16 protein-coding genes and 2 pseudogenes are annotated in these 20,407 nt (G+C 72.4%); 3 read left to right on the forward strand and 15 right to left on the reverse strand.

Features of this window, described 5'->3' with window-relative positions:
• Positions 1-6: 6 nt before the first annotated feature.
• Together VGR06_RS30175 and VGR06_RS30180 are read right to left on the reverse strand one after the other, a co-directional pair.
• On the reverse strand, positions 7-741 hold the full coding sequence (locus VGR06_RS30175) for a DUF1266 domain-containing protein (protein ID WP_327562553.1): 735 nt from the start codon (positions 739-741) through the stop codon (positions 7-9).
• Positions 742-799: 58 nt separating this feature from the next.
• The gene (locus VGR06_RS30180; protein ID WP_327562554.1) at positions 800-2,044 is read right to left on the reverse strand and encodes a styrene monooxygenase/indole monooxygenase family protein; all 1,245 of its coding nucleotides are present in this window, start codon (positions 2,042-2,044) and stop codon (positions 800-802) included.
• A gap of 81 nt (positions 2,045-2,125) precedes the next feature.
• On the opposite strand from VGR06_RS30180, the gene VGR06_RS30185 reads away from it, so the two are divergent.
• Positions 2,126-2,686, forward strand: coding sequence for a DUF3800 domain-containing protein (locus VGR06_RS30185; RefSeq protein ID WP_327562555.1), 561 nt, complete (start codon positions 2,126-2,128; stop codon positions 2,684-2,686).
• 143 nt (positions 2,687-2,829) lie between these two features.
• On the opposite strand, the gene ahcY is transcribed toward VGR06_RS30185, so the two are convergent.
• The gene (gene ahcY, locus VGR06_RS30190; RefSeq protein ID WP_327562556.1) at positions 2,830-4,320 is read right to left on the reverse strand and encodes an adenosylhomocysteinase; all 1,491 of its coding nucleotides are present in this window, start codon (positions 4,318-4,320) and stop codon (positions 2,830-2,832) included.
• Between the two features lie 130 nt (positions 4,321-4,450).
• Between ahcY and VGR06_RS30195 the strand changes: the two genes are divergently transcribed.
• Positions 4,451-6,829 carry a hypothetical protein gene (locus VGR06_RS30195; protein WP_327562557.1) on the forward strand — a complete coding sequence of 793 codons (2,379 nt, stop codon included), beginning with the start codon at positions 4,451-4,453 and terminating at the stop codon, positions 6,827-6,829.
• A gap of 116 nt (positions 6,830-6,945) precedes the next feature.
• Here VGR06_RS30195 and VGR06_RS30200 read toward each other — a convergent pair whose 3' ends face one another.
• The 11 genes and pseudogenes from VGR06_RS30200 to VGR06_RS30250 form a co-directional block, all read right to left on the reverse strand.
• Positions 6,946-8,229, reverse strand: a complete 1,284-nt coding sequence (locus VGR06_RS30200; RefSeq protein ID WP_327562558.1) for a glutamate mutase L — start codon at positions 8,227-8,229, stop codon at positions 6,946-6,948.
• Complete coding sequence (vapC, locus tag VGR06_RS30205; RefSeq protein ID WP_327562559.1) at positions 8,229-8,630, reverse strand: type II toxin-antitoxin system VapC family toxin; 402 nt, start codon at positions 8,628-8,630, stop codon at positions 8,229-8,231. The genes VGR06_RS30200 and vapC overlap by 1 nt, the downstream gene beginning before the upstream one ends.
• Complete coding sequence (locus tag VGR06_RS30210) at positions 8,627-8,833, reverse strand: type II toxin-antitoxin system VapB family antitoxin (protein ID WP_327562560.1); 207 nt, start codon at positions 8,831-8,833, stop codon at positions 8,627-8,629. Before VGR06_RS30210 ends, vapC begins: the two co-directional genes overlap by 4 nt.
• A 53-nt stretch (positions 8,834-8,886) precedes the next feature.
• Positions 8,887-10,143, reverse strand: a pseudogene (locus VGR06_RS30215) (amino acid permease); the annotation flags it as partial.
• 149 nt (positions 10,144-10,292) lie between these two features.
• A pseudogene (locus VGR06_RS30220) lies at positions 10,293-10,532 on the reverse strand (amino acid permease); the annotation flags it as partial.
• 38 nt (positions 10,533-10,570) lie between these two features.
• Positions 10,571-11,494 carry a cation diffusion facilitator family transporter gene (locus VGR06_RS30225; RefSeq protein ID WP_327562561.1) on the reverse strand — a complete coding sequence of 308 codons (924 nt, stop codon included), beginning with the start codon at positions 11,492-11,494 and terminating at the stop codon, positions 10,571-10,573.
• Positions 11,495-11,551: 57 nt separating this feature from the next.
• Positions 11,552-12,760 (reverse strand): mannose-6-phosphate isomerase, class I, encoded by a 1,209-nt coding sequence (manA, locus tag VGR06_RS30230; RefSeq protein ID WP_327562568.1) that lies wholly within the window; start codon positions 12,758-12,760, stop codon positions 11,552-11,554.
• Between the two features lie 7 nt (positions 12,761-12,767).
• On the reverse strand, positions 12,768-13,862 hold the full coding sequence (locus VGR06_RS30235; RefSeq protein WP_327562562.1) for a hypothetical protein: 1,095 nt from the start codon (positions 13,860-13,862) through the stop codon (positions 12,768-12,770).
• A 100-nt stretch (positions 13,863-13,962) separates the two neighbouring features.
• Positions 13,963-14,181, reverse strand: a complete 219-nt coding sequence (locus tag VGR06_RS30240; protein WP_327562563.1) for a Trm112 family protein — start codon at positions 14,179-14,181, stop codon at positions 13,963-13,965.
• A 31-nt stretch (positions 14,182-14,212) separates the two neighbouring features.
• A complete protein-coding gene (locus tag VGR06_RS30245; RefSeq protein ID WP_327562569.1) occupies positions 14,213-15,562 on the reverse strand; it encodes a phosphomannomutase/phosphoglucomutase in 1,350 nt (449 codons plus the stop codon).
• 230 nt (positions 15,563-15,792) lie between these two features.
• Entirely contained in the window at positions 15,793-16,155 is a 363-nt protein-coding gene (locus VGR06_RS30250; protein ID WP_327562564.1) for a DUF3499 domain-containing protein, read from the reverse strand.
• Between the two features lie 90 nt (positions 16,156-16,245).
• On the opposite strand from VGR06_RS30250, the gene VGR06_RS30255 reads away from it, so the two are divergent.
• A complete protein-coding gene (locus VGR06_RS30255; RefSeq protein ID WP_414637365.1) occupies positions 16,246-16,722 on the forward strand; it encodes a metallopeptidase family protein in 477 nt (158 codons plus the stop codon).
• Positions 16,723-16,785: 63 nt separating this feature from the next.
• Here VGR06_RS30255 and VGR06_RS30260 read toward each other — a convergent pair whose 3' ends face one another.
• Entirely contained in the window at positions 16,786-20,301 is a 3,516-nt protein-coding gene (locus VGR06_RS30260; protein ID WP_327562565.1) for a glycosyltransferase family 2 protein, read from the reverse strand.
• Between the last annotated feature and the right edge of the window lie 106 nt (positions 20,302-20,407).

A 20,407-nucleotide genomic window follows, 5' to 3' on the forward strand; every position in this document is an offset into this window, starting at 1 on the left:
GGCACCCTACGAGAACGGGATGTGGCGCCACGGGCTGGCCTGCTCGAACATGAGCATCCGGTGCGGGCCGAGCACCGACCCGTACATGTGGCCGTACTCCTCGTTGTCGAACCGGAGCACCCGGCCCAGCGCGTAGCCGGCACCGTAGTCGGCCCAGGTGACGTAGTACTGCCGGGTCAGCTGCCCGGCCCGGAGCACGATCGACTCGGCGGTGCGGTAGTCGCAGTAGGAGCTGCCGAACCCCCAGCGGGCCATGTTGACCGCGCGGCCGAAGTCGTAGCCCAGCACGGAGTTGACGATGCCGTTCAGCGGCAGGATCCCGTCCGCCCGGAACCGCGCCTCGTAGCGGATGATCATGCCGGCGGTGCGGCCGAACTCCTTGGCCAGGTCGGCGTCGAGGCCGCGCCACCGCGCCCACTGCGAGATCGCGTCCCGCCACATCGGCAGGTCGCAGCGGCCGTTCCGGCCGATCAGGTCGCGGCGCAGGTGCAGCAGGTGGTCGGTCTCCGGCCCGACGTTCTCCCCGGCCAGCAGGTGGTCGGCCTGCTCGCGCCACTCCTCCGGGCTGGTGATCCCCCAGTTCTCCCGGAGCGACTCGCGGGCCTCCCCGCCGGCGGCGGCCGGGTCGACCAGTGCGTTCCACGCCTGCGCGTTGTGGATCGGAATGTGTGCGCCGCAAGCGAACCCGTGCGCCAGCGCGCCGAAGAACGGGCCGCGCGGATCGCTCACCAGCGTGTCCACGTGGCCGCAGCTCGACACAGGCGTCTCCCGGGCGAATCGTCAGCGATCACCGGCGAGTTTAGCCAGGCGCACCGACGGAGGAAGCCGGCTGCCCGAACGTCGCGAGCCACGCCGCGGCGCCCTCCGGCGAGCCGAGCACCCGCCACATCGCCGGCGGGTCGTTGAAGTTGTCGATGAAGGCGTCCGCGATCCGCTGGTCGGCGCCGGCCCGGCCGAGCACCTCCAGCGCGTGTGGCGGCGGCGGCAGCAGGAAAGCGTTGCTCCACTCGGTAACCGGCCGCGCGTACTCCCACCTGCGTTGCTCCGCCCGCCGGCAGAACGCCTCGTCGTACGGCGGCCCCGCGATGATCTCGTCGGCCAGGGTGAACGCGCTGTGCGACCCCAGGTTCGCGCCCTGCCCGGCGACCGGGTCGTTGGTGATCCAGGCGTCGCCCACCGCCATGCAGTACTTGCCGTTGGGAAGCACCGTCCATCCGGCACGCACCGTCGGGGTGATACCGCCCTGCAGGAGATCCACCGGGCGGGCCGGCCCGAACTCGCGCTCGTCGATCCGCTCCCGCAGCGCCGGCGCGTGTTCGGCGAGCAGGGTCAGCACGGCCCGCTCGAAGCCGGCCGGGTCGGCCTGGTAATCCATGTGCACCAACGCTTCCAGCGGTCCGCCGGGGATCGCCTCGATGTTCATGCCGTGCACCGGACCGCCGAAGGTCAGCATCCGGATGCTGAACACCTCGCCCACGCCCGGGCACAGGTTGAAGTGCAACGCCGTCGTCTCCATCGGCGCGATGCCGTGGTACAGCCCCGCCGTGAGAATCCGCTGCGGCTCACCGAACGGCGAGCGGCTCGCATCCCGCGGGAACAGGTCCGTGATCGACCGCCGCCCGCTGGCCACCACGACGAGATCGTGCCGTTCGGCAAGCTCCACCACCGACTCCACGTCCGCCACGACCGGGTCGACGGCACCACCGCGCTCCTCGAAGTCCGCCATCAGCCGCGGCAGGTAGATCCGGAAGTCCACCGCGCTCCCCGGCTCGCTCAACGCCCCGAAGAACCGCAATGGGGGCTCCCCGGGTGCGAACACGTGCGCCCCGAACATGCTGTGTTCAGGCGCCGTCCAGTGCTCCACGTCCAGCGCCCGCTCGCGCTCCCGCGTATGACCGAACCGCACCACCAGGTTCTGCGGCCGCCCATCCGCGATCTCCTCCGCGCTCCGCTCGGCATACAACGTCACCGGCACCCCCGCCTGCTGCAGCCGCAACGCCAGATGCAATCCCGAAATCCCCGCCCCCACGACCCCAACCGACACGACCCCTCCTCACACTCGACCACTTCCGGCAACGACCATTCTCGTTCGGGTGACGGCCCCGGTTGCGAAGATGCGCGAACCATGACCGTGCACGCCTTCGTCGACGAGTCCCGCCGCGGCTCGACCTACATCCTCGCGGCCGCCATCGCGGAACCGGTGAACCTTCGGCTGCTCCGGCGAGACCTCCGCGGCCTCCTGCTACCAGGACAACGAGAGATCCACTTCAAGCGCGAGAAAGAGCCCAGGCAACGACAATTGGCGACGGCCATCGCTCGCCTGCCGATCAGAGTGCGCCTGTACGTGCATGGTTGCGTACGCCAGGAGGAAGCGGCTCGGCAGGCCTGTGTGGATCGGGTCGCGTGCGATCTACTGGATCGCGGGGCTCATCGGCTCGTACTCGACAGCCGCGACGAACTGGACGCCAAAGACGAGGCAACCATCCGCTCAGTCGGGGTTCGGCATCCGAACGGCGACCACTTCGCGTACGAGCATGTCGATTCCACCAACGAGGCGTTGTTGTGGGTCGCCGACACGACCGCATGGTGCTTCGGCGCCGGGAATCACTGGCGGCGGCTGATCGACCCACTGATCGAGGCCGTCATCAACCTCGAGGCACCCTCAATAGCGCGAAGCCCGGCATGATGGCCGTCCGACCACCCACCGGGCTCACTTCTTCGGCTCAACAGCCTCCGCAGGAACGAGTGTACACGCCACCACGCCCACCCGCACCCGAGACTGCGCGGGCCTGGTGGGTGGCATGCCTGCCGCCCACCGGGCCGCTGCGGTCAGTAGCGGTAGTGCTCGGACTTGAAGGGGCCTTCGGGGTCGACGTCGATGTACTCGGCTTGTTCTTTGGTGAGTTTGGTGAGTTCGCCGCCGAGGGCCTCGAGGTGGATGCGGGCGACCTTTTCGTCGAGCTTCTTGGGGAGGCGGTAGACCTCTTTGTCGTATTCCTCGTGCTTGGTGAACAGCTCTACCTGGGCGATCACCTGGTTGGAGAAGCTGTTGGACATCACGAAGGACGGGTGGCCGGTGGCATTGCCGAGGTTGAGCAGGCGGCCCTCGGACAGCACGATGATGGAGTGGCCGTCGGGGAAGACCCACTCGTCGACCTGGGGCTTGATGTTGATCCGGCGGATGCCGGGGTAGCGGGCCAGGCCGGCCATGTCGAGCTCGTTGTCGAAGTGGCCGATGTTGCCGAGGATCGCCTGGTGCTTCATCCGGGCCATGTGCTCGGCCATCACCACGTTCTTGTTGCCGGTGGTGGTGATCACGATGTCCCCGCGGTCCAGCACGTTCTCCAGGCGCTTGACGTCGTAGCCGTCCATGGCGGCCTGCAGCGCGCAGATCGGGTCGACCTCGGTGACGACCACCCGGGCGCCCTGGCCGCGCAGCGACTCCGCCGCGCCCTTGCCGACATCGCCGTAGCCGCACACGACCGCGACCTTGCCGCCGATCAGCACGTCGGTGCCGCGGTTGATGCCGTCCACCAGCGAGTGCCGGATGCCGTACCGGTTGTCGAACTTCGACTTGGTGACCGAGTCGTTCACGTTGATGGCCGGGAAGAGCAGCTCACCGGCGGCCGCAAGCTGGTAGAGCCGCAACACGCCCGTGGTGGTCTCCTCGGTGACACCGATGATCGCCTCGCCAGTGCGGGTCCACTTGGAACTGTCGGCGGCCAGCGAGTTGCGCAGCACCTCGAGGACGACCTTCCACTCCTCGGGGTCGTCTTCCTCCGCCTGCGGCACCACGCCGGCCTTCTCGTACGCGGTTCCCTTGTGCACCAACATGGTCGCGTCGCCGCCGTCGTCCAGCAGCATGTTCGGCAGCCCGCCGTCCGGCCAGGTGAGCATCTTCTCGGTGCACCACCAGTACTCCTCGAGCGTCTCGCCCTTCCACGCGTACACCGGCACCCCGCGCGGCGCCTCGGGTGTCCCATGTGGACCGATGACCACCGCGGCCGCGGCATGATCCTGGGTGGAGAAGATGTTGCACGACGCCCAGCGGACCTCCGCGCCCAGCGACACCAGCGTCTCGATCAGCACCGCGGTCTGCACGGTCATGTGCAGCGAGCCGGACACCCGCGCTCCCCGCAGCGGGTAGACCTCGGCGTACTCGCGGCGCAGCGCCATCAGCCCGGGCATCTCGTGCTCGGCGAGCCGGATCTCCTTGCGGCCGAACTCGGCCAGCGACAGATCCGCCACCGCGAAGTCGACGTCCCCGATCGCGTTGGCAAACCGGGCCCCGGTCTCGTTCCGCGTGTCTGCTGCGGTCATCGCGTAATTCCTCCAAGCTGTTCGTGCCGGCCGGCACCCGAGGGCACAGTTGCCTCGGTGACACTACCGTTGGCTGGCCGCGGTCAGGTGAGCCACCCAGGCCGTCGTGAGGGTGTCGTAGAGGAGGGTCGTGCTGCTACCGGGTCCGGACACGCGGGTGGTCGAGCTGCGCGTGCACGGAATCATGGGCACGAAGCCGGAGTCGCTGGTGTCCGCCATCGCCGCGGTGGACGTGGCCGGCGACGGGACCGCCCGGATCGTGCGCCCGGCCGACCGGTTGCTGCGGCCCGCTCCGGGACCGGTGCTGGAGGCCGAGGGCCGCACGATCCCACGCGTGGTCGAGGGGTACGTATGGAGCGGGATGACCTCGGGCGGCTGGGCCAAGTCCGCCTGGGCGCTGCTGTTCCCGTTCGCGCTGGCCAACATGGCGCAGTGGATGCTGCCGCCGATGCCGCGCGGGCACCGGCTCGCCGCGCGGCTGGGTCTGACCGCCCGGTCCCTGCTGCGGCTGGCCGCGGTGCTGCTCACCATGCTCCTGGTCACCCAGGCCGCGGTGGTGAGCCTGGACCTGGTGGCCGCGCAGTGCCTCGCCCCGGGGGCGCCGTGCCTGGCCACCACGGTGCCGGACTGGTTGCGCGAGGTCTACCTGGTGCGGCCGGCGATCGGGCTGCTCCCGGTGCTTGCCGCGATCTACGTGCTGCACCGGATCTCCTGTGTCGCCTGGGAGGTCGACGATTCGGAGAACCCGCCGCCGTCGGCTCCGAACGACGCCGTGGACCTGCCGGGGACGAACCTGGTCGCCGATCCGGACACACCGACGCTGCGCGTGCTGCACCTGGTCGCCGCGCTGGCCACGGTCGCGCTGCTGCCGGTGGGCGGGCCGTTCCACGTTCCGGTCCGGACCGTGGACGCGGTGCTCTGGGTGATCTCCTTGGTGCTGCTGGGTTTGGCCGTGCTCGGGGTGCTGCTGCTGGACGACCCGACCGGCGCCGCCCCGCACCGGGCCGGCACGTGGCTGCGGACCGCGCTCGGGCCCTGGTCGCGCCGGGTGTTGCTGGGGCTGGGCGTGGCCCTGGTGCTGACCGCGGGCGCCGCTCAGGATCCGTTGCCGCCCACGGTGACCGGCACCGACTCCACGGTCGAGGCGCTGGCCGCGGCGCTGATCGTGGTGGTGGTGCTGGTCGGTGCGGTGCTGGTGCCGGCGGCCGTGATCGGCCGGCGGAGCTGGCGGGGGCAGCCCCGTGAGCTGCGGCCGTGGGCCGGCGGCTGGATGTCCGCGCCGGTGCTGGCGCTCGCGGCGCTGCTCGGCGGCGGCCTGGGCGCGGGTCTGGCCATCGCGGTGCGCCGGCTGATCGGCGCCGAGGAGATGCCGCTGCCGCTCGGCTACGACCCGGTCACCCGGCTGTGGGGAGCGAGCGCGGTGCTGGCCGTGCTCCTCGGCGTCCCGGTGGCCGCCGTGGTGGCGGTGCGGGGCTGGCGCAGCTCACGGCCGCGGCTGGCGCTGGTCGGCGTGCTGCACGCGGGCCGCGCGGAGGACGTGCCGGACGCCGCGCGGGCGTGGTACCGGGCCGGGTGGCAGCGGCGGCACCTGCACCGGGTGGTGCTCGGCGTGGCCGGGGTGCTGTGCACCGGCACGGCGATCGCGGTGTTCCTCCGGTTCTCCGGGCGCACACCGCCGGCGTGGGTGCTGCCGCTGTCCGGGGTCGGTGTGCTGGCCCTCGGTGCGCTGATCGCGAGCCTGCTCCGGGCGGTGTACAACGCCGCGCGGGCGCCCGACGCCGGGCGGCATCTCGGTGTGCTCGCCGACCTGGCGTGCTTCTGGCCGCGTGAGGCGCATCCGATCGTGCCGCCGTGCTACGCGCTCAAGGTGGCGCCGGAGCTGGCGGCACGCGCGGTCGAGCACCTGCGCGACCCGGGCACGCGGGTGGTGCTGACCGGGAACAGCCAGGGCAGCCTGCTGGTCGTGGTCGCCGCGGTCCGGCTGCTGAACTCGCTCAACGAGCCGGAACGCCGGCGCATCGGCATCGTCACGGTGGGCTCGCCGCTGCAGTGGGCCTACCCGCGCGCGTTCCCCGGGGTCGTGTCGCACACTTCCCTTGCCGCCCTCGCCGGTCAGCTCGGCACGCGGTGGCGGGCGCTGTGCCGGGGCACCGATCCGATCGGCGGCGCGGTGACCACGTGGCGGCACCAGGTTGTCGGGGACCGGTTGCTGGGCATGGGCTTCCGCCCGGACGGCACCACCGGCCCGCTCCCGCCGGCGCGGCGCTCCCCGAACGGCGCCCTGGCGCTGGGCCTCGACCACTGGCTGCCGGACCCGCTGCCCGGTCCGTTCCCCGGCCGCCGCTGGACACCCGGCGTGCAGCGGCACCGCGACTACACCGCCGACCCCGAGTGGGACCGCGCCATCGCGCTGGCCGCCGGCCTCGACCCGGCCCCCGCGACGACCGCCGGCCTGCCAAACGTTCTCCCCCCTCCTCGGCACGCCCGCACCGCCGACCCGCCTCACTAATCCGCCTCCGCATTTAACTCCTGTTGTTGCGTTCCAGCTGGTGGTGCGGTTGTCGGGTGGATTGTGGCTGGGTGCCGTCACGGTCCCCTGAGGTGCGGTTGGTCGGCACGAGGCAATCAGGCGGCTATTCCGGTGAGCAGGCGGTCGGCGGCCGCCGTGCGGCCGGCGTCGGCAAGGAGGCCCGCCGGCGCGAGGACGTAGCGCCGGTCGACGGTGATGGATGCCGTACGGAGGACCGGCCGGAGGATCGGGTCGGCGCGGAGGACCTGCTCGATTCCGGCCAGCTGGTCGGGGGTGGCGTGGCGGAAGACCCCGCCGGACAGCACGATCAGACCGGCGCCGCGCGGGCCGAGCCGGCCGTCGACCATCCGCAGGTGCCGGCGCACGGCCAGGACCGCGGCCAGCCCGGCGAGCCGAGTGTCCACTTCGGACGCCGTGAGGTTCGGCTGAGCCGCGAGCCGGTTCGCCTGCGGCGCCAGGAGTTCGGTCTCATCCGTGGCGATCAGCCGTTCCGCCGCGGCTTCGGCGACGATGCCCGGGGCGGACCAGCGCATGCCGATGTCACCCTCGACCGTGCGCCGGTCGGCCGGAAGCGCCACCGCATGGGTTTCTTCATCCACAATGGACACTGCGGAGTAGACGTCGGTGGTGGCCCCACCGACATCCACCACGAGCACGGCGCCGGCCTGTTCCCGTTGCTCACCAAGAATTGCGGCCAGCCGGGACACGCCGGCCAGCACCGCGTCCGGGGTCACCATCCGCACCAGCCGGCGAAACCGCGGCCCACGCGAGAGCCCCTTGCCGCCGATCACGTGCTCCAGGAACACCTCGCGGATCGCCCGCCGCGCCGGGCCGGCCGCGAGCTCCCCCACATCCGGCAGCACGTTGTCGGTGGCCACGACGGTCCGCCCGCGCAGCAGCTCCAGCGCCTCATCCCGCACCTTGACGTTGCCAGCCAGCACCACCGGCACCGCGATCCGGTTCGCCCCGAGCCGCCTCGCGTTGTGCAGCAACACCTTCTCGTCCCCACCATCGGTGCCGCCCACCAGCAGCACCACGTCCGGCCGCGCCGCCCGCACCGACCGCAGCCCCGCCCCGTCCAACCCCCCCGCCGCCACGTGCACCACCTTCGCACCGGCGGACAGCGCCACCCGGTACCCCGCCTCCGCGCTCACCAGCCGCTCCTGCCCCACCACCGCCAGCCGCAGCCCACCCCCCGCCGACGAGCACGCCAGCACCTCGGCGCTCCCTGCTCCCAACTCGTCCGTCACCGCCCTGATCCCCCGCAACACCTCCGGCGGCGTCGTCGGACACTGCGCGGTCCCCAGCAGCTCCCCAGCCGCCGACACCAGCGCACCCTTGGTCCACGTCGACCCGACATCCAGGCAGAGCAGGTCCACTAAACATCCACGACGTTCAGGGTGGTCAACTCCGCCAGCTGGTCGAAATCCCTGTCGGAGTGCAGGAGTTCGAGATCTGCCCGTATACAGGCAGCGGCGATGAGGCAGTCGATTGTGCTCCGAATGGTGATCCCGCGCCGGCGGGCGGCGCGGTAAATGCCCGCGGCGGCACGGAAGTCAGCCACGTGCTCGAGTTGAAGAATCGGAAATGAGGCCAGGTGTCGCTCGACCCTTCGCACGTCCTTGTCATGCCTCAACCCTTGGAGCACCTCAGTCAGGGTCAAGCCGACCAGCGCGAAGTCCTCGGACCGGATTTCGATACATCCGGCGAGGTACTCCACTTGCGGCGTGGATCGATCGGCGAACCAGTCGATCCATACGCTGGTGTCAACCACGATCATCGTGGGAACTCCCGGGACCGCCTCATCTCATCGAGGTCGCCCTCCCATTCGACAGTGCCCCGCAGTTCGAGGATCTGGCTCTGCTCGTAGCGGCGCACCATCATCTCCAGCGCCTGCTCGACGGTGGACTTCTTGGTCTTGGTGCCGGCCAGCCGCATGGCCTTCTCGAGCAGCTCGTCGTCGATATCGATGTTGGTCCGCATGACCCCTCCCTCGATGTGTACGCGACGACCCGATCGTACACATCAGGGAGCTGTTACGCCAATTGGCCTAGCCTGGCGTGGTTGCGGCTGTAGGCGAAGTAGATGACCACGCCGATGAGCATCCAGACGATGAAGCGGAGCCAGGTGAGGACGGTGAGGTTGAGCATCAGCCAGAGGCAGGCGGCGATGGCGAGGATCGGGACCAGGGGGACGAAGGGGACGCGGAAGCCGCGGGGGAGGTCGGGGCGGGTGCGGCGCAGGACGAGGACGGCCGCGGAGACCAGGATGAACGCGAAGAGGGTGCCGACGTTGACCATCTCCTCGAGCTTGTCGGCGCGGAAGAACGTGGCGGCGAGGGTGACGGCGGCGCCGACCAGCACGGTGGCGCGGGCGGGGGTGCCGTGGGGGCCCGTGTGGGCCAGGGCGCGGGGCAGCAGGCCGTCGCGGGACATGGCGAACAGGACGCGGACCTGGCCGAGCAGGAGCACCAGGACCACGGTGGTCAGGCCGGCGAGGGCGCCGATGGAGATGATGTTGGCCGCCCAGTCGACGCCGTTGGCCGCGAAGGCGGTGGCCAGGGTCTTGCGTTCGGGGATGCCGCCGGGGCCGGTGGTGGTGGCCAGTTCGGTGTACTTGACCATGCCGGTGAACACGACGGCGACGGCGACGTAGAGCACGGTGACGATGGCCAGCGAGCCGAGGATGCCGCGCTGCACCGTGCGTTGCGGGTTGCGCGCCTCCTCCGCGGTGGTGGCCACGACGTCGAACCCGATGAACGCGAAGAACACCAGCGATGCCCCGGCGAGCAGCCCGAACAGGCCGAACGTGCTGCTGGAACCGCCGGCCAGCAGGGAGAACAGCGACTGCTCCAGACCGCTGCCACCGCCCGACCCGGTGCTGGGCGGCGGCACGAACGGTTGGTAGTTGGCGGACCTGATGTAGAACGCGCCGAGCAGGATCACGAGCAGCACGATCGCCACCTTGATCGTGGTGATGACCAGGCTGACCCGGGAGGACAGCTTGGTGCCCAGCACGAGCAGCGTGGTCAGCACCACCACGAGCAGGCCCGCGCCCCAGTCCACGGTCAGCCCGCCGAGCTGGAAGCTGCTGACCAACCCGTCGCCGAACAGGTAGCCGAGCACGGTCTGCAGTTAGACCGACCAGCCCTTGGCGACCGCGGCGGCGGCCACCGCGAACTCCAGGATCAGGTCCCAGCCGATGATCCAGGCCAGGAGCTCGCCGAAGGTGGCGTAGGAGTACGTGTAGGCGCTGCCGGCGACCGGCACGGTGGAGGCGAACTCGGCGTAGCACGGCATGAAGCTTGCGGAATGCCGGGCGAGGGAGGTGGCCCACCGCGACGAGGGTAGGCCGAGGAACGAGGTCTGCCCGAGGAGTGGTCTGGTGACCGGCCAGCCAAGACGACCCACGACCATGGCCAACATTCCCGAGTTGGAGAACACAGGGCGGCGAGCGCGCAGGCGACCGCGGCCAGCACGAACGCCACGGACACCGACGGTCCGGACATGTCGCCGGCGGTGCGCGCGGTGAGCGTGAAGATCCCCGCCCCGATCACCACCGCGACCCCGAACACGGTCAGGTCCCAGGCGGTGAGATCCTTGCGCAGCTTGGTATCCGCGACATCCGTGTCCGCAATGGACTGTTCAACGGTCTTGGTGCGCCACAATCCGTTGCCCGGCATGACTTTCACGGTAACGCCACGCGGTTACCGCCGCACGACTACAACTCCGCGGAGAGCGAGCGGTCGAGATCGGGCTCGAGGTAGATCAGCCGGGCGGTGGGCACGGCGTTGCGCACCCGGAGCTCGGCGTCGTCGATGGCCTGCGCGATCTCCGGCAGGGCGAGATCGGCCTCCAGCGCGATCTTCGCGGCCACCAGCAGCTCCTCCGGGCCGAGGTACTGGGTGCGAATGTGGATCACCCGCTGGACCTTGCCGGCGGTCAGCGCGTCGCAGATGGCCACCAGCTCACCGGGGGTGGCACCCTCCCCGATCAGCAGACTCTTCATCTCGATGATGAGGATGACGGCGATCACGCCGAGCAGCACGCCGATCATGACCGTGCCGACGCCGTCCCACACCGGGTCGCCGGTGACCGTCGCCAGGCCGACGCCGAACAGCGCGAACGCCAGCCCGAGCAGCGCGCCGGCATCCTCCAGCAGCACCACGGGCAGCTCCGGCACCCGGGACTGGCGGATGAACCCCCACCAGCTCACATCGCCCTTGATCTTGTTGGACTCGCCGATGGCGGTGATGAAGCTGAACGTCTCCAACCCGATCGCCACCACCAGGATGAGGATCGCGACCAGCGGCGCGGTCAGCGGATCCGGTTGCTGGACCTTGTGGATGCCTTCGTACAGCGCGAATACCGAGCCCACGCTGAACAGCAGCAGGGCCACGATGAACGAGTAGAAGTACCGGTCCCGGCCGTAGCCGAAGGGGTGCTCGACGTCGGGCGACCGCCGCGAGGTGCGCTGGCCGAGCAGCAGCAGGCCCTGGTTGGAGGTGTCGGCCACGGAGTGCGCCGCCTCCGCGAGCATCGAGGACGAGCCCGTGATCGCGAAGCCGACGAACTTGGCCAGGGCGATCCCCGCGTTCGCCGCGAGCGCGGCGATGATCGCCCTGGTCCCGCCTCCAGCAGACAACTGACCGCTCCTCAGTGCGCGAAATAAGTCCGGTTTGCCGGGAAGCTTAGACGTACATCACGACCCGACCGTGGCCAGGAACGCCTGCGCGCCGGAACCGTCGAGCGGCCGGATCGTGATCTTGGGGTCACTGGCCGGAATCCACAGCGACCGGCCCCGGGCCAACTCCCGCTCGGCCCCGCCGTCGGGGAGCACGCCGACCGCGCCGCGGGTGCAGACCAGGATCTGCGGCAGACCGCCGGGCAGGTGCACCTCCTCGGCCTCACCCGCCGCCCACTCCAGGCGGGACAGCTCGAACTCCGGCGCCGGCACCGGGTACACCCAGCGCCGCCCGGTCCGCTCACCCCGCAGCACCGGCATGTCACCGACGCTGAAGTCCAGCACCCGCAACAACTCCGGGACGTCCACGTGCTTCGGGGTGAGCCCGCCACGGAGCACGTTGTCGGAGTTGGCCAGGATCTCCACGCCCGCACCGTGCAGGTAGGAGTGCAGGTTCCCGGCCGGCAGGAAGATCGCCTCGCCGGGTGCGAGCACCAACCGGTTGAGCAGCAGCGCGGCCAGCACCCCGGCGTCACCCGGGTAGGCCTCGCCGAGTTGCAGGATCGTGCGGCACTCCAGCTCGAACTCGCCGTGCCCGCGGACGTGCGCCACGCAGGCGTCCAGCAGCTCCGGCTCCAGCTTGTCCAGCGCCGGCTGCGGCAGCGTGATCCAGGTGGTGAACAGCGCCCGCAGCCCCTCGCCGTCCGGTTGCGCGGCAAGCAGGTCGACGTACGGGACGAGGCCGGGCGTCTCGACCGCGCGGAGCAGCGCCACGGTCCGCCGGGGATCGCGGAACCCGGCGAGCGCGTGGAACTCGGTGAGCGCGCAGAGCAGCTCCGGCTTCGCGGTGGGGTCGGGGTAGTTGCGGTTCGGCGCGTCGCGCGGGATGCCGGCGGTGTCCTCCCGCGCGTACCCGGCGGCGGCCTGCTCGTCCGAGGGGTGCGCCTGCAGGCTCAGCGGCTCCTCCGCGGCGAGGACCTTGAGCAGGAACGGCAGCCGGTCGCCCCAGCGCGCCGCGGCGTCGGAACCGAGCTGGCTCACCGGGTCGGCGGCGATGACCTCCAGCAACGAGCCGTTTCCGTCCACAGTGGACGGATCGCCGGGATGCGCGCCCAGCCACAGCTCGGCCTCGGGGTGCGGCGCGGGCACCTCCCGGCCGAGCAGCTCCGCGATGGTCGTTCGGGAACCCCAGGCGTAGGGGCGGACGGCGTTGTGTAGCAGCTCCACCGGCACCTCAAAACCGTGCTGAGACGTAACGGCCGGAACCGCCGGTGGTACCGGCGGCCAGGCCCAGGTACAGGGCGGCCAGCTCGAACCGCAGGCCCAGCACCGCGGCGCAGGCCGGTGCGTCCGCACCGGTCTCCTCGGCCGGGTCCAGCAGGTCCGCGCCGGGCAGGGTCTCCGCGGCCAGGCGGCGCACCGGGTCGCCGGCCGCCGACCGGACCGCGAGCAGGAACACCCGCAACGGGGACACCTGTCCCGGGTCGAGGTCGTCCGGGTCGGCGAAGATGTCCTGACCGGACGAGGCCTGCACGGCGGCCCGGTGCAGCGCCGTGCCGCTCATCGCCTGCGGGTAGGCGGTCGCGTCGCAGACCAGGTCGGTGTGCGTGGCCAGCACCTGCACGGCGTGCCGGGCGACCGCGGTGGCCACGTCGTCCAGCCCCCACAGCAGCGGGCTGCGGTCGGCCAGCCGCAGCGCCAGCGACTTGGCCGGATTGACGAACGACTCGTGCTGCAGGTGATCGCGCTCGGCCTCCCGGTCCAGCTCGTCGGCGAGCGCGCCCAGGTCGGTGCTCAGCAGGCCCAGCGTGCGCAGCGTGAGCAGGCCCGCGGCGAGCACCCGGGAGAAGCCGAACCCCGGCGGCACCGGCACCCGGGGCGGGAGCAGCACCGCCTTGCCCGCCGCGGCGGCCGCGACCGGGCCGTCCTCGGGCGCGGTGAGCACGACGGCCGCGCCGTACCGCGCCGCCCGGTCGACCGACTCGGCCAGTTCGATGTCCCCGGGGTCGTCGGTGTGCCCGATCACCACGTCCAGCGGACCGATCCAGCTCGGCACGGTCGCGCCGAGCACCAGCGGCACCGGGCAGGACGGCCGCATCAGCGCGTCCAGCACCCGGGCGGAGGCCGGCCCGAGACCGGGCCGGGTGATCAGCACGAGGGCCCGCGGCCGGGCGCCGGCCAGCTGGCCGAGCGACGAGTCGGCGGCCGACTCCACGGTGGCGCGCACCTGCGCGCCCGCCATGGCGGCCGCGCGGAGCAGCCCGTCCGAGTCGACCTCGGAGAGCCGGGCGGGGTCGTCCAGCAGGGTGTCGTCGGGATGCGTGCTCACGGCATCACCTCGCAAGCCCGGTAGCGGGCGAAACCCACGAAAGGCTTCGCTTGTCCCTCGGCGACGGGGCGGTGCCCATGGCTCGCTCCGCAAGCTCCGCTCACGGCTCGACAGGGTCGGCGGTCTCACCGGACGGCACGGTCGCCTCGTCGAGCAGCAGGACCGGGATGCCGTCGGTGACCGGGAACTGGCGCCCGCATGCGGTGCAGGTCAGCGCGTCGGCGTCGGGGTCGGCCGGCGTCCCCGGGCGCAGCGGGGCGTGGTCGTCCGACGGGCACGCGAGGATCTCCAGCAGCTGCGGGTCGAGCGTGACGGCCATGTCTCCTCCTCGTCCTCAAGTGTGCCCGTTCTCAGCTCCGCGCAAGTGCCAGAACCTCGTCGCGGAGCGCGGCCATCGCGGCCTCGTCGGGAGCCTCCACATTCAGCCGGAGCAGCGGCTCGGTGTTCGAGGGGCGCAGGTTGAACCAGCTGCCGTCGGGCAGGTTCACGGTCAACCCGTCCAGTTCGTCCACCTCGACGCCGGGGTTGGCGGCGAAGGCGTCCTTCACCTCGGCCAGCTTCGCCAGCTGGTCGCCCACCGTGGAGTTGATCTCCCCGGAGGCGGCGTACCGGTGGTACGCCGCGGTCAGCTCGGACAGCGGCCGGGTCTGCTCACCCAGCGCGGCCAGCACGTGCAGCGCCGCGAGCATCCCGGTGTCCGCACGCCAGAAGTCGCGGAAGTAGTAGTGCGCGGAGTGCTCGCCACCGAAGATCGCGCCGGTGCGGGCCATCTCCTCCTTGATGAACGAGTGGCCGACCCGGGTGCGGACCGGCTTACCGCCGTGCTCGGCGACGATCTCCGGCACCGCCCTGGACGTGATCAGGTTGTGGATGACGATCCCGCCCGGCTCCTTCACCAGCTCGCGCACCGCGACCAGCGCGGTGATCGCGCTCGGCGAGACCGGGTTGCCCCGCTCGTCCACCACGAAACACCGGTCCGCGTCACCGTCGAACGCCAGGCCCGCGTCCGCGCCGACCTCGCGGACCCTGGCCTGCAGGTCGACGATGTTCTTCGGATCGAGCGGATTGGCCTCGTGGTTGGGAAAGCTGCCGTCGAGCTCGAAGTACATCGGCACGATCTCGATCGGAAGTCCTTGGAACACCGAGGGAACGGTGTAACCGCCCATGCCGTTGCCGGCGTCCACCACGACCGTCAGCGGCCGGCTGCCGGACAGGTCCACCAGCCGGCGCAGGTACGCCGCGTACTCCGCGAGCAGGTCCCGGGTCTCCAGCCGGCCCGGGGTCTTGCCGCCGGGCGGCACCCCCTGCTCGACCTCGCGGCGGATGTCGGCCAGCCCGGTGTCCTGGCCGACCGGGGCCGCGCCCGCCCGGCACAGCTTGATTCCGTTGTAGGCGGCGGGGTTGTGGCTCGCGGTGAACATCGCACCGGGCAGGTCGAGGTGACCGGAGGCGAAGTAGAGCATGTCCGTGCTGGCCAGCCCAATCATGATCACGTCGACGCCCTCCTGCCCGGCGCCGGCGGCGAACGCGCTCGCCAGGCCCGGTGAGGAGGGGCGCATGTCATGGCCGATCACGATCGCCGGCCCGCCGACCCGCCGCGCGAACGCCGCCCCGGTGTCCCGCACCAGGTCGTTGTCGAGCTGCTCGCCGACGAGGCCGCGGATGTCGTACGCCTTGAACACACCGGACAGGTCGCGCACCCAGAACTCCCGTGAACACATGCCCCAGTGATGGATTACCCGCCGAAGCCTACCGAGCGACGAGGACCCCGGACCCCCCGGACCGTGCGGCCACCATCCAGGGGGTCCGGGGGGCGGAGCCCCGCCGGCCGGGGGTCTGGGGGCTTGGCCCCCAGAAAACACAGGACGATGGCCTCGGCGAGCGCTGTCCGCGAGCACACGTCCGCGCCATCGTCACGTCCGCGCCATCGTCAGTCCGCTACCGGGTTGGGCAGCACCCGGAGGTGGCCGCGGCGCCCGGTGCCGGCGTCGTGCGGGTCGGGCTGCTCGACCGGACGGTCCACCCGGCCCGCCTCCCGCACCGCCTCGGCCAGCGCCGTCAGGTCGTCCACCGAGGGCTCGGGGACGGCGAACTCGCCGTCGTGCCGGACGACCTCCCAGCCGAGCGGAGCGGTCAGCCGCAGCGCGTGCTCCTCGCACAGGTCGTAGCTGTGCGGTTCGGAGTAGGAGGCGAGCGGCCCGACCACCGCGGTGGAGTCGGCATAGGCGTAGGTCAGCGTGGCGACCGCCGGGTTGGCGCACCCCGCCCGCGAACACCGCCTCACGCTCCGCACGAACGGTGACACTAGCGCCTCGACAGGCCACGACGGCGCCGCCACACCGTGTTGGATTGCGGACGTGGTGGCCGCACTAGTCTGCGAATCGTGAGCGCGCGTGGTTCTCGAGTACACAGGCGCGGCCGGCGCAGCCGGGACCGGCATGGGCGTGGGCTGCGTGGGTCGCTGTTTCCGGCCTCGCTGCCGGCGGCGAGCACACGGGCGCAGCGGTTCGACGCGTTGGTGCTGGAGGCGCTCGAGCCGATCGAGGCGCGCTGGCGGACCGAGCTGACCCGGCTCGACGTGGCGGTGGACGAGGTGCCGGAGGTGGACGGGGTGGAGCGCACCCAGACGCCACCCGAAGGTGTGCTCGCCGACGCCGGGGTTCCGCTGGCGCGGCTGGTGCCGGCCGGTGTGGACCGGCGGGGTCAGCCGACCCGGGCCCGGATCGTGCTCTATCGCCGTCCCCTCGAGGCCCGGGCCAAGGACAGCACCGACCTCGCCGACCTCGTGCACGACGTGCTGGTCGAGCAGGTCGCCAACTATCTGGGGCTCGACCCGGGGGTCATCGAGGGCGAGGGCTGAACCCCGGGGGGCGCAGTGCCATGAATGGCCCATTCATGGCGTCCGACGCACTGAATGAGTCATTCATGGCACTCTCTGCTGAGGCGCCGGCACCGCGGTGAGCAGCGTGAACAGCACCGCGGCGGCCTGGATCAGGAGCAGCACGCTGCGCAGGCCGGTGGGTTGCTCGACGCGGATCTCGGCGGCGCGGGTGGGGACCTGGACGGCGACCAGGTGAGACCAGGCGCGGACCACCGGGACCTGGCGGCCGTCCACGGTGGCCAGCCAGCCCGGCTCCTCCTCGGCGGCGATCACCAGTAGGCGGCCGTCGGGGCCGTCGGAGACGCGGACCGCGACGTTCGGCGGGTTCGCCTCGACCGGCACGATGCCGGCGGTGCCGAGGGTGGCCGGCGGCGCGCCCCCGGTGAGGGCCTGCCTGGCCAGCTCCGGGGCGAGCAGCGCGACCTGACCGGCGGCGAGCTGCACCCGCAGCACCGGCCGGCCGTCGGAGGTGGCGGGCGCCGCCGACACCAGGTCGCCGACCGCGGTCCGCAGCCGGTCCGCCGCGGCGGTGTCCGGCAGCACGAGGAACGCCACCCCGGCGGCCGCCGCGGAGGCCACCGCCGCTCGGGCCTGCTCCGGCACGCTCGAGCGCAGCCCTGCGGCCTGCTCGGCGAGCCGGGCCGCGGCGGAGGCCACCGGCGCGAGATCGTCGTCGGCGAACCGGGGCGGCCGCCCGGCCACCTGGCGCACCGGCTCGTCTCCGGCCGGCACCATCAGCACCGAGCGGCCGGTCAGCTTCAACTCGTTGACCAGCGTCGAGGCCAGCCGAGGCCCACCGTCGGCGCGCAGCGGCCCGGCCCGTCCGGCCAGCAGCGCCCCGGCGGCCAGCGCGCCGACGCCCAGCACACCGAGCACCGCGGCCACCCGGACGAACGCCCCCGGGCGCTGCGCACCCGGCCGGCAGGCACCGAGAAACCCCCACAGCAGGCCCCAGCCCACAACCAGCAGCGCGGCGCCCGCCCAGCCGTGCTGGCGCGGCCCGCCGGTCAGCGGCGTCGCCGGGTACTGCCGCAGCGCCACCACCGCGAGCACCCCCAGCAGCATCAGCGCGACGCCCGGCAGCATGGCCCGGCTCGGCCGGATCACTAGCGCGGCCAGCACCGCGACGCCGGCCACCAGGCCGACCACCGGCCAGGCGCCCGGCCCGCCCGGATCCAGGCTGACCAGGTCGAACGTGGACACCGCCGGCTCGGCCACCCAGGCGCCGACGCCGTGCAGCACCACCCCGGGATGCTGGATCACCACCGCCGGCCACGGCAGCAGCAGCGCCAGCGGCATCAGCACCAGCACGAACAGCGCCGCGATCCGCCGGCCGGTGTGCCCGCGGTGCGCCGGCACGAGCACGAACCCGCCGAGCGCGTAGAGCAGCAGCAACCCGTGCACCAGCGGGGCGAACGCGCCGAGCACGGCCAGCCCGAACGCCGTCCCGGCCGCGGTGGACAGCCACGCCGTCGAGGCGGTGACGGTGTTGAATCCTCCGCTCGGGCTCGCGTCGTCACCTTGGCGATACGGCCGGCGGTTGGCCACGTGGTAGGCCGGTTCCTCGGGCGGACCTCCGGCCCACCCTCGATCACCGGGAGCTCTCGCCGGCCGGAACCGCACGAACAGCGCCGCGATGCCGGCCACGACGGCGGGCAGCAGCACGTGCACGACGACCACGTCCAGCCGGCCCTGCGCGACGGCCGCGGTCGCCGGCGGCAGCAGCGCGTACCCGGCCGCCACCAGGGCCCGCACCCAGCGCCGCACCGGAACCCGCCGGGTGGCGGCGTAGCTGAGCAGGCCGGCCAGCGGCAGGTCGGCGAGCAGCAGCAGGGCGACCGCGGCCTTGGTGCCGCCGAACGGCACCAGCACCGCACCGAGACCACCCAGCGCGGCGAGCGCCGTCGGCGCCGGCGCGGCCGTGCCGCCGGCCACCGGATGCCAGGTGGCCAGGTAGTCCGACCAGGTGGCCACCAGGTCGGGCACCGGCAGCAACCGCCCACCGGCCAGGTTCAGGCCCAGCCGGCCCGCGTTGATCACCAGCCCGGTCGCCAGCAGGCCCACGAACAGCAGCAGCGGTGGGGCGAGCAGCAGCTCCCGGGCCAGCCGCCCGCGGCTGACCTGGACCAGCAGGAGGTCGGACGGGGTGGGCACGGCGGTGCCGTCCCGCGGGGCCGGCGAGGGCCGGGGCCGCGGGCTGGGCCGCAGCCCGGCCGGCAGGTCGGCCTCCGGAATGACCAGCGGGACCGCGATGGCGGTGGCCGGCCGGCGCAGCCCGGCCGACCGGCGCGGCCGCCCCGCCACGCCGGCGGGAAGCGCGTCCGGACCGACCCGGCGGCGCGGCGGCTCACTGGCGCTGCGCCATCGAGCCAAGGAGTAAGACTCAGTCTCCGCCAGCCACATGGTCTCGGCCCCAGTTTCGGCGGACAGCCGGCCCAGCGCCGCGTCCGCCTCCACCCGGCGCCGGACGAGGAGCGCCACGCCGGCCCGGAAAGCGTTGCGCAGCCGGGTGAACCGGCTGGTGAACAGGCCGCGCACGCTGCCGGTCTGGCCGGCGGTCCGGCGCAGTGCCCGAGCCTCGCGCAGCCGCGCCCGGCCACCGAGCAGGTAACCCAGCGCCCGCAGCTCCGCGTGCGCCTCCACGAGCCGGCGCTGCAGGCCGAACCCCAGCGCGCGGAGCAGGCACAGCAGGGTCAGCCGGGGCACGCCGAGCACGAACGACAGCGGCGCGCAGTTGACCAGAAAGGTGCGCAGCCCGTAAGCCCGGTCCAGTGCCCGCGGTGCGGAGCCGAGCGCCGGCGGCCCGGTGTCCAGGCCACGCAGCTCCACGGTGGCCGCGCGGGCGTGCCGCATCCGGGCGGCCGGCACGCACAGCACCACGCTGCCCGCCCGGTTCGCCCGCCAGCCGAAGTCGATGTCCTCGCGCAGCGCCAGGATGTCCTGGTCGAAGCCGCCGAGCCGCTCCCACAGCTCACGGCGCACCAGCAGCCCCGCCGAGGAGACGGCCAGCACCTCGGTGCTCTGCTCGAAGTTGCGGGCCAGCTCCGACGGGCCCATCCCGGTCTGCCGGTGTCCGGAGGCGTCGGTGGACAGGCCCGCCTCGACCACCAGCCGCGGGTCCGCCCAGTCCAGGGCGACCGGCCCGAGCACTCCGACCGACGGCGACACGTCGGCCGCGGTCAGCAGCGTGGCCAGGCAGTCGGCGTCCGGTGCGCAGTCGTCGTGCAGCACCCAGATCCAGCCCCCGGGATCCCCCCACCGCTCGATCGCCGCGGACACCGCCTCGTGCACCGCCGCGGCGAACCCGGTGTCCCGCGCCAGCGTGAGCACCCCGTCGAGCACCCGGTCCTCACCGCGGGCCGCCTCGGCCAGCAGCTCCGCCGTGCCGTCCCCGGAACCGGTGTCCACCGCCAGGATGTGCCGCGGCCTCGGCACCGACCGCCGCAGCGCCGTCAGCGCCGCCTCGACCCACTGCGCCCCGTCGTGGCACACCAGCACCGCCAACACGGGTGCGGTGCGCAGAACCGGCGTCGCTCCACGCGATCCGTATCGGGGCACCGCCAGAGCCTGCCACGCCACCCCGCCCCGACCACGCACCGGCACGTGACCAAGCCCCACCTGCAACTGAGGCGCGCTCGGTTTCGGGGGGTCCGGGGGGCAAAGC

Source organism: Actinophytocola sp. (assembly GCF_036002505.1).
Classification (GTDB): Bacteria; Actinomycetota; Actinomycetes; order Mycobacteriales; family Pseudonocardiaceae; genus DASYTH01.

Excerpts from the sequence above, each read along its gene's own strand:
- VGR06_RS30185 (WP_327562555.1), top strand. The coding sequence starts at position 2,126 with ATGACCGTGCACGCCTTCGTCGACGAGTCCCGCCGCGGCTCGACCTAC.
- ahcY (WP_327562556.1), bottom strand. The coding sequence starts at position 4,320 with ATGACCGCAGCAGACACGCGGAACGAGACCGGGGCCCGGTTTGCCAAC.
- vapC (WP_327562559.1), bottom strand. The coding sequence starts at position 8,630 with ATGATCGTGGTTGACACCAGCGTATGGATCGACTGGTTCGCCGATCGA.
- VGR06_RS30210 (WP_327562560.1), bottom strand. The coding sequence starts at position 8,833 with ATGCGGACCAACATCGATATCGACGACGAGCTGCTCGAGAAGGCCATG.
- VGR06_RS30240 (WP_327562563.1), bottom strand. The coding sequence starts at position 14,181 with ATGGCCGTCACGCTCGACCCGCAGCTGCTGGAGATCCTCGCGTGCCCG.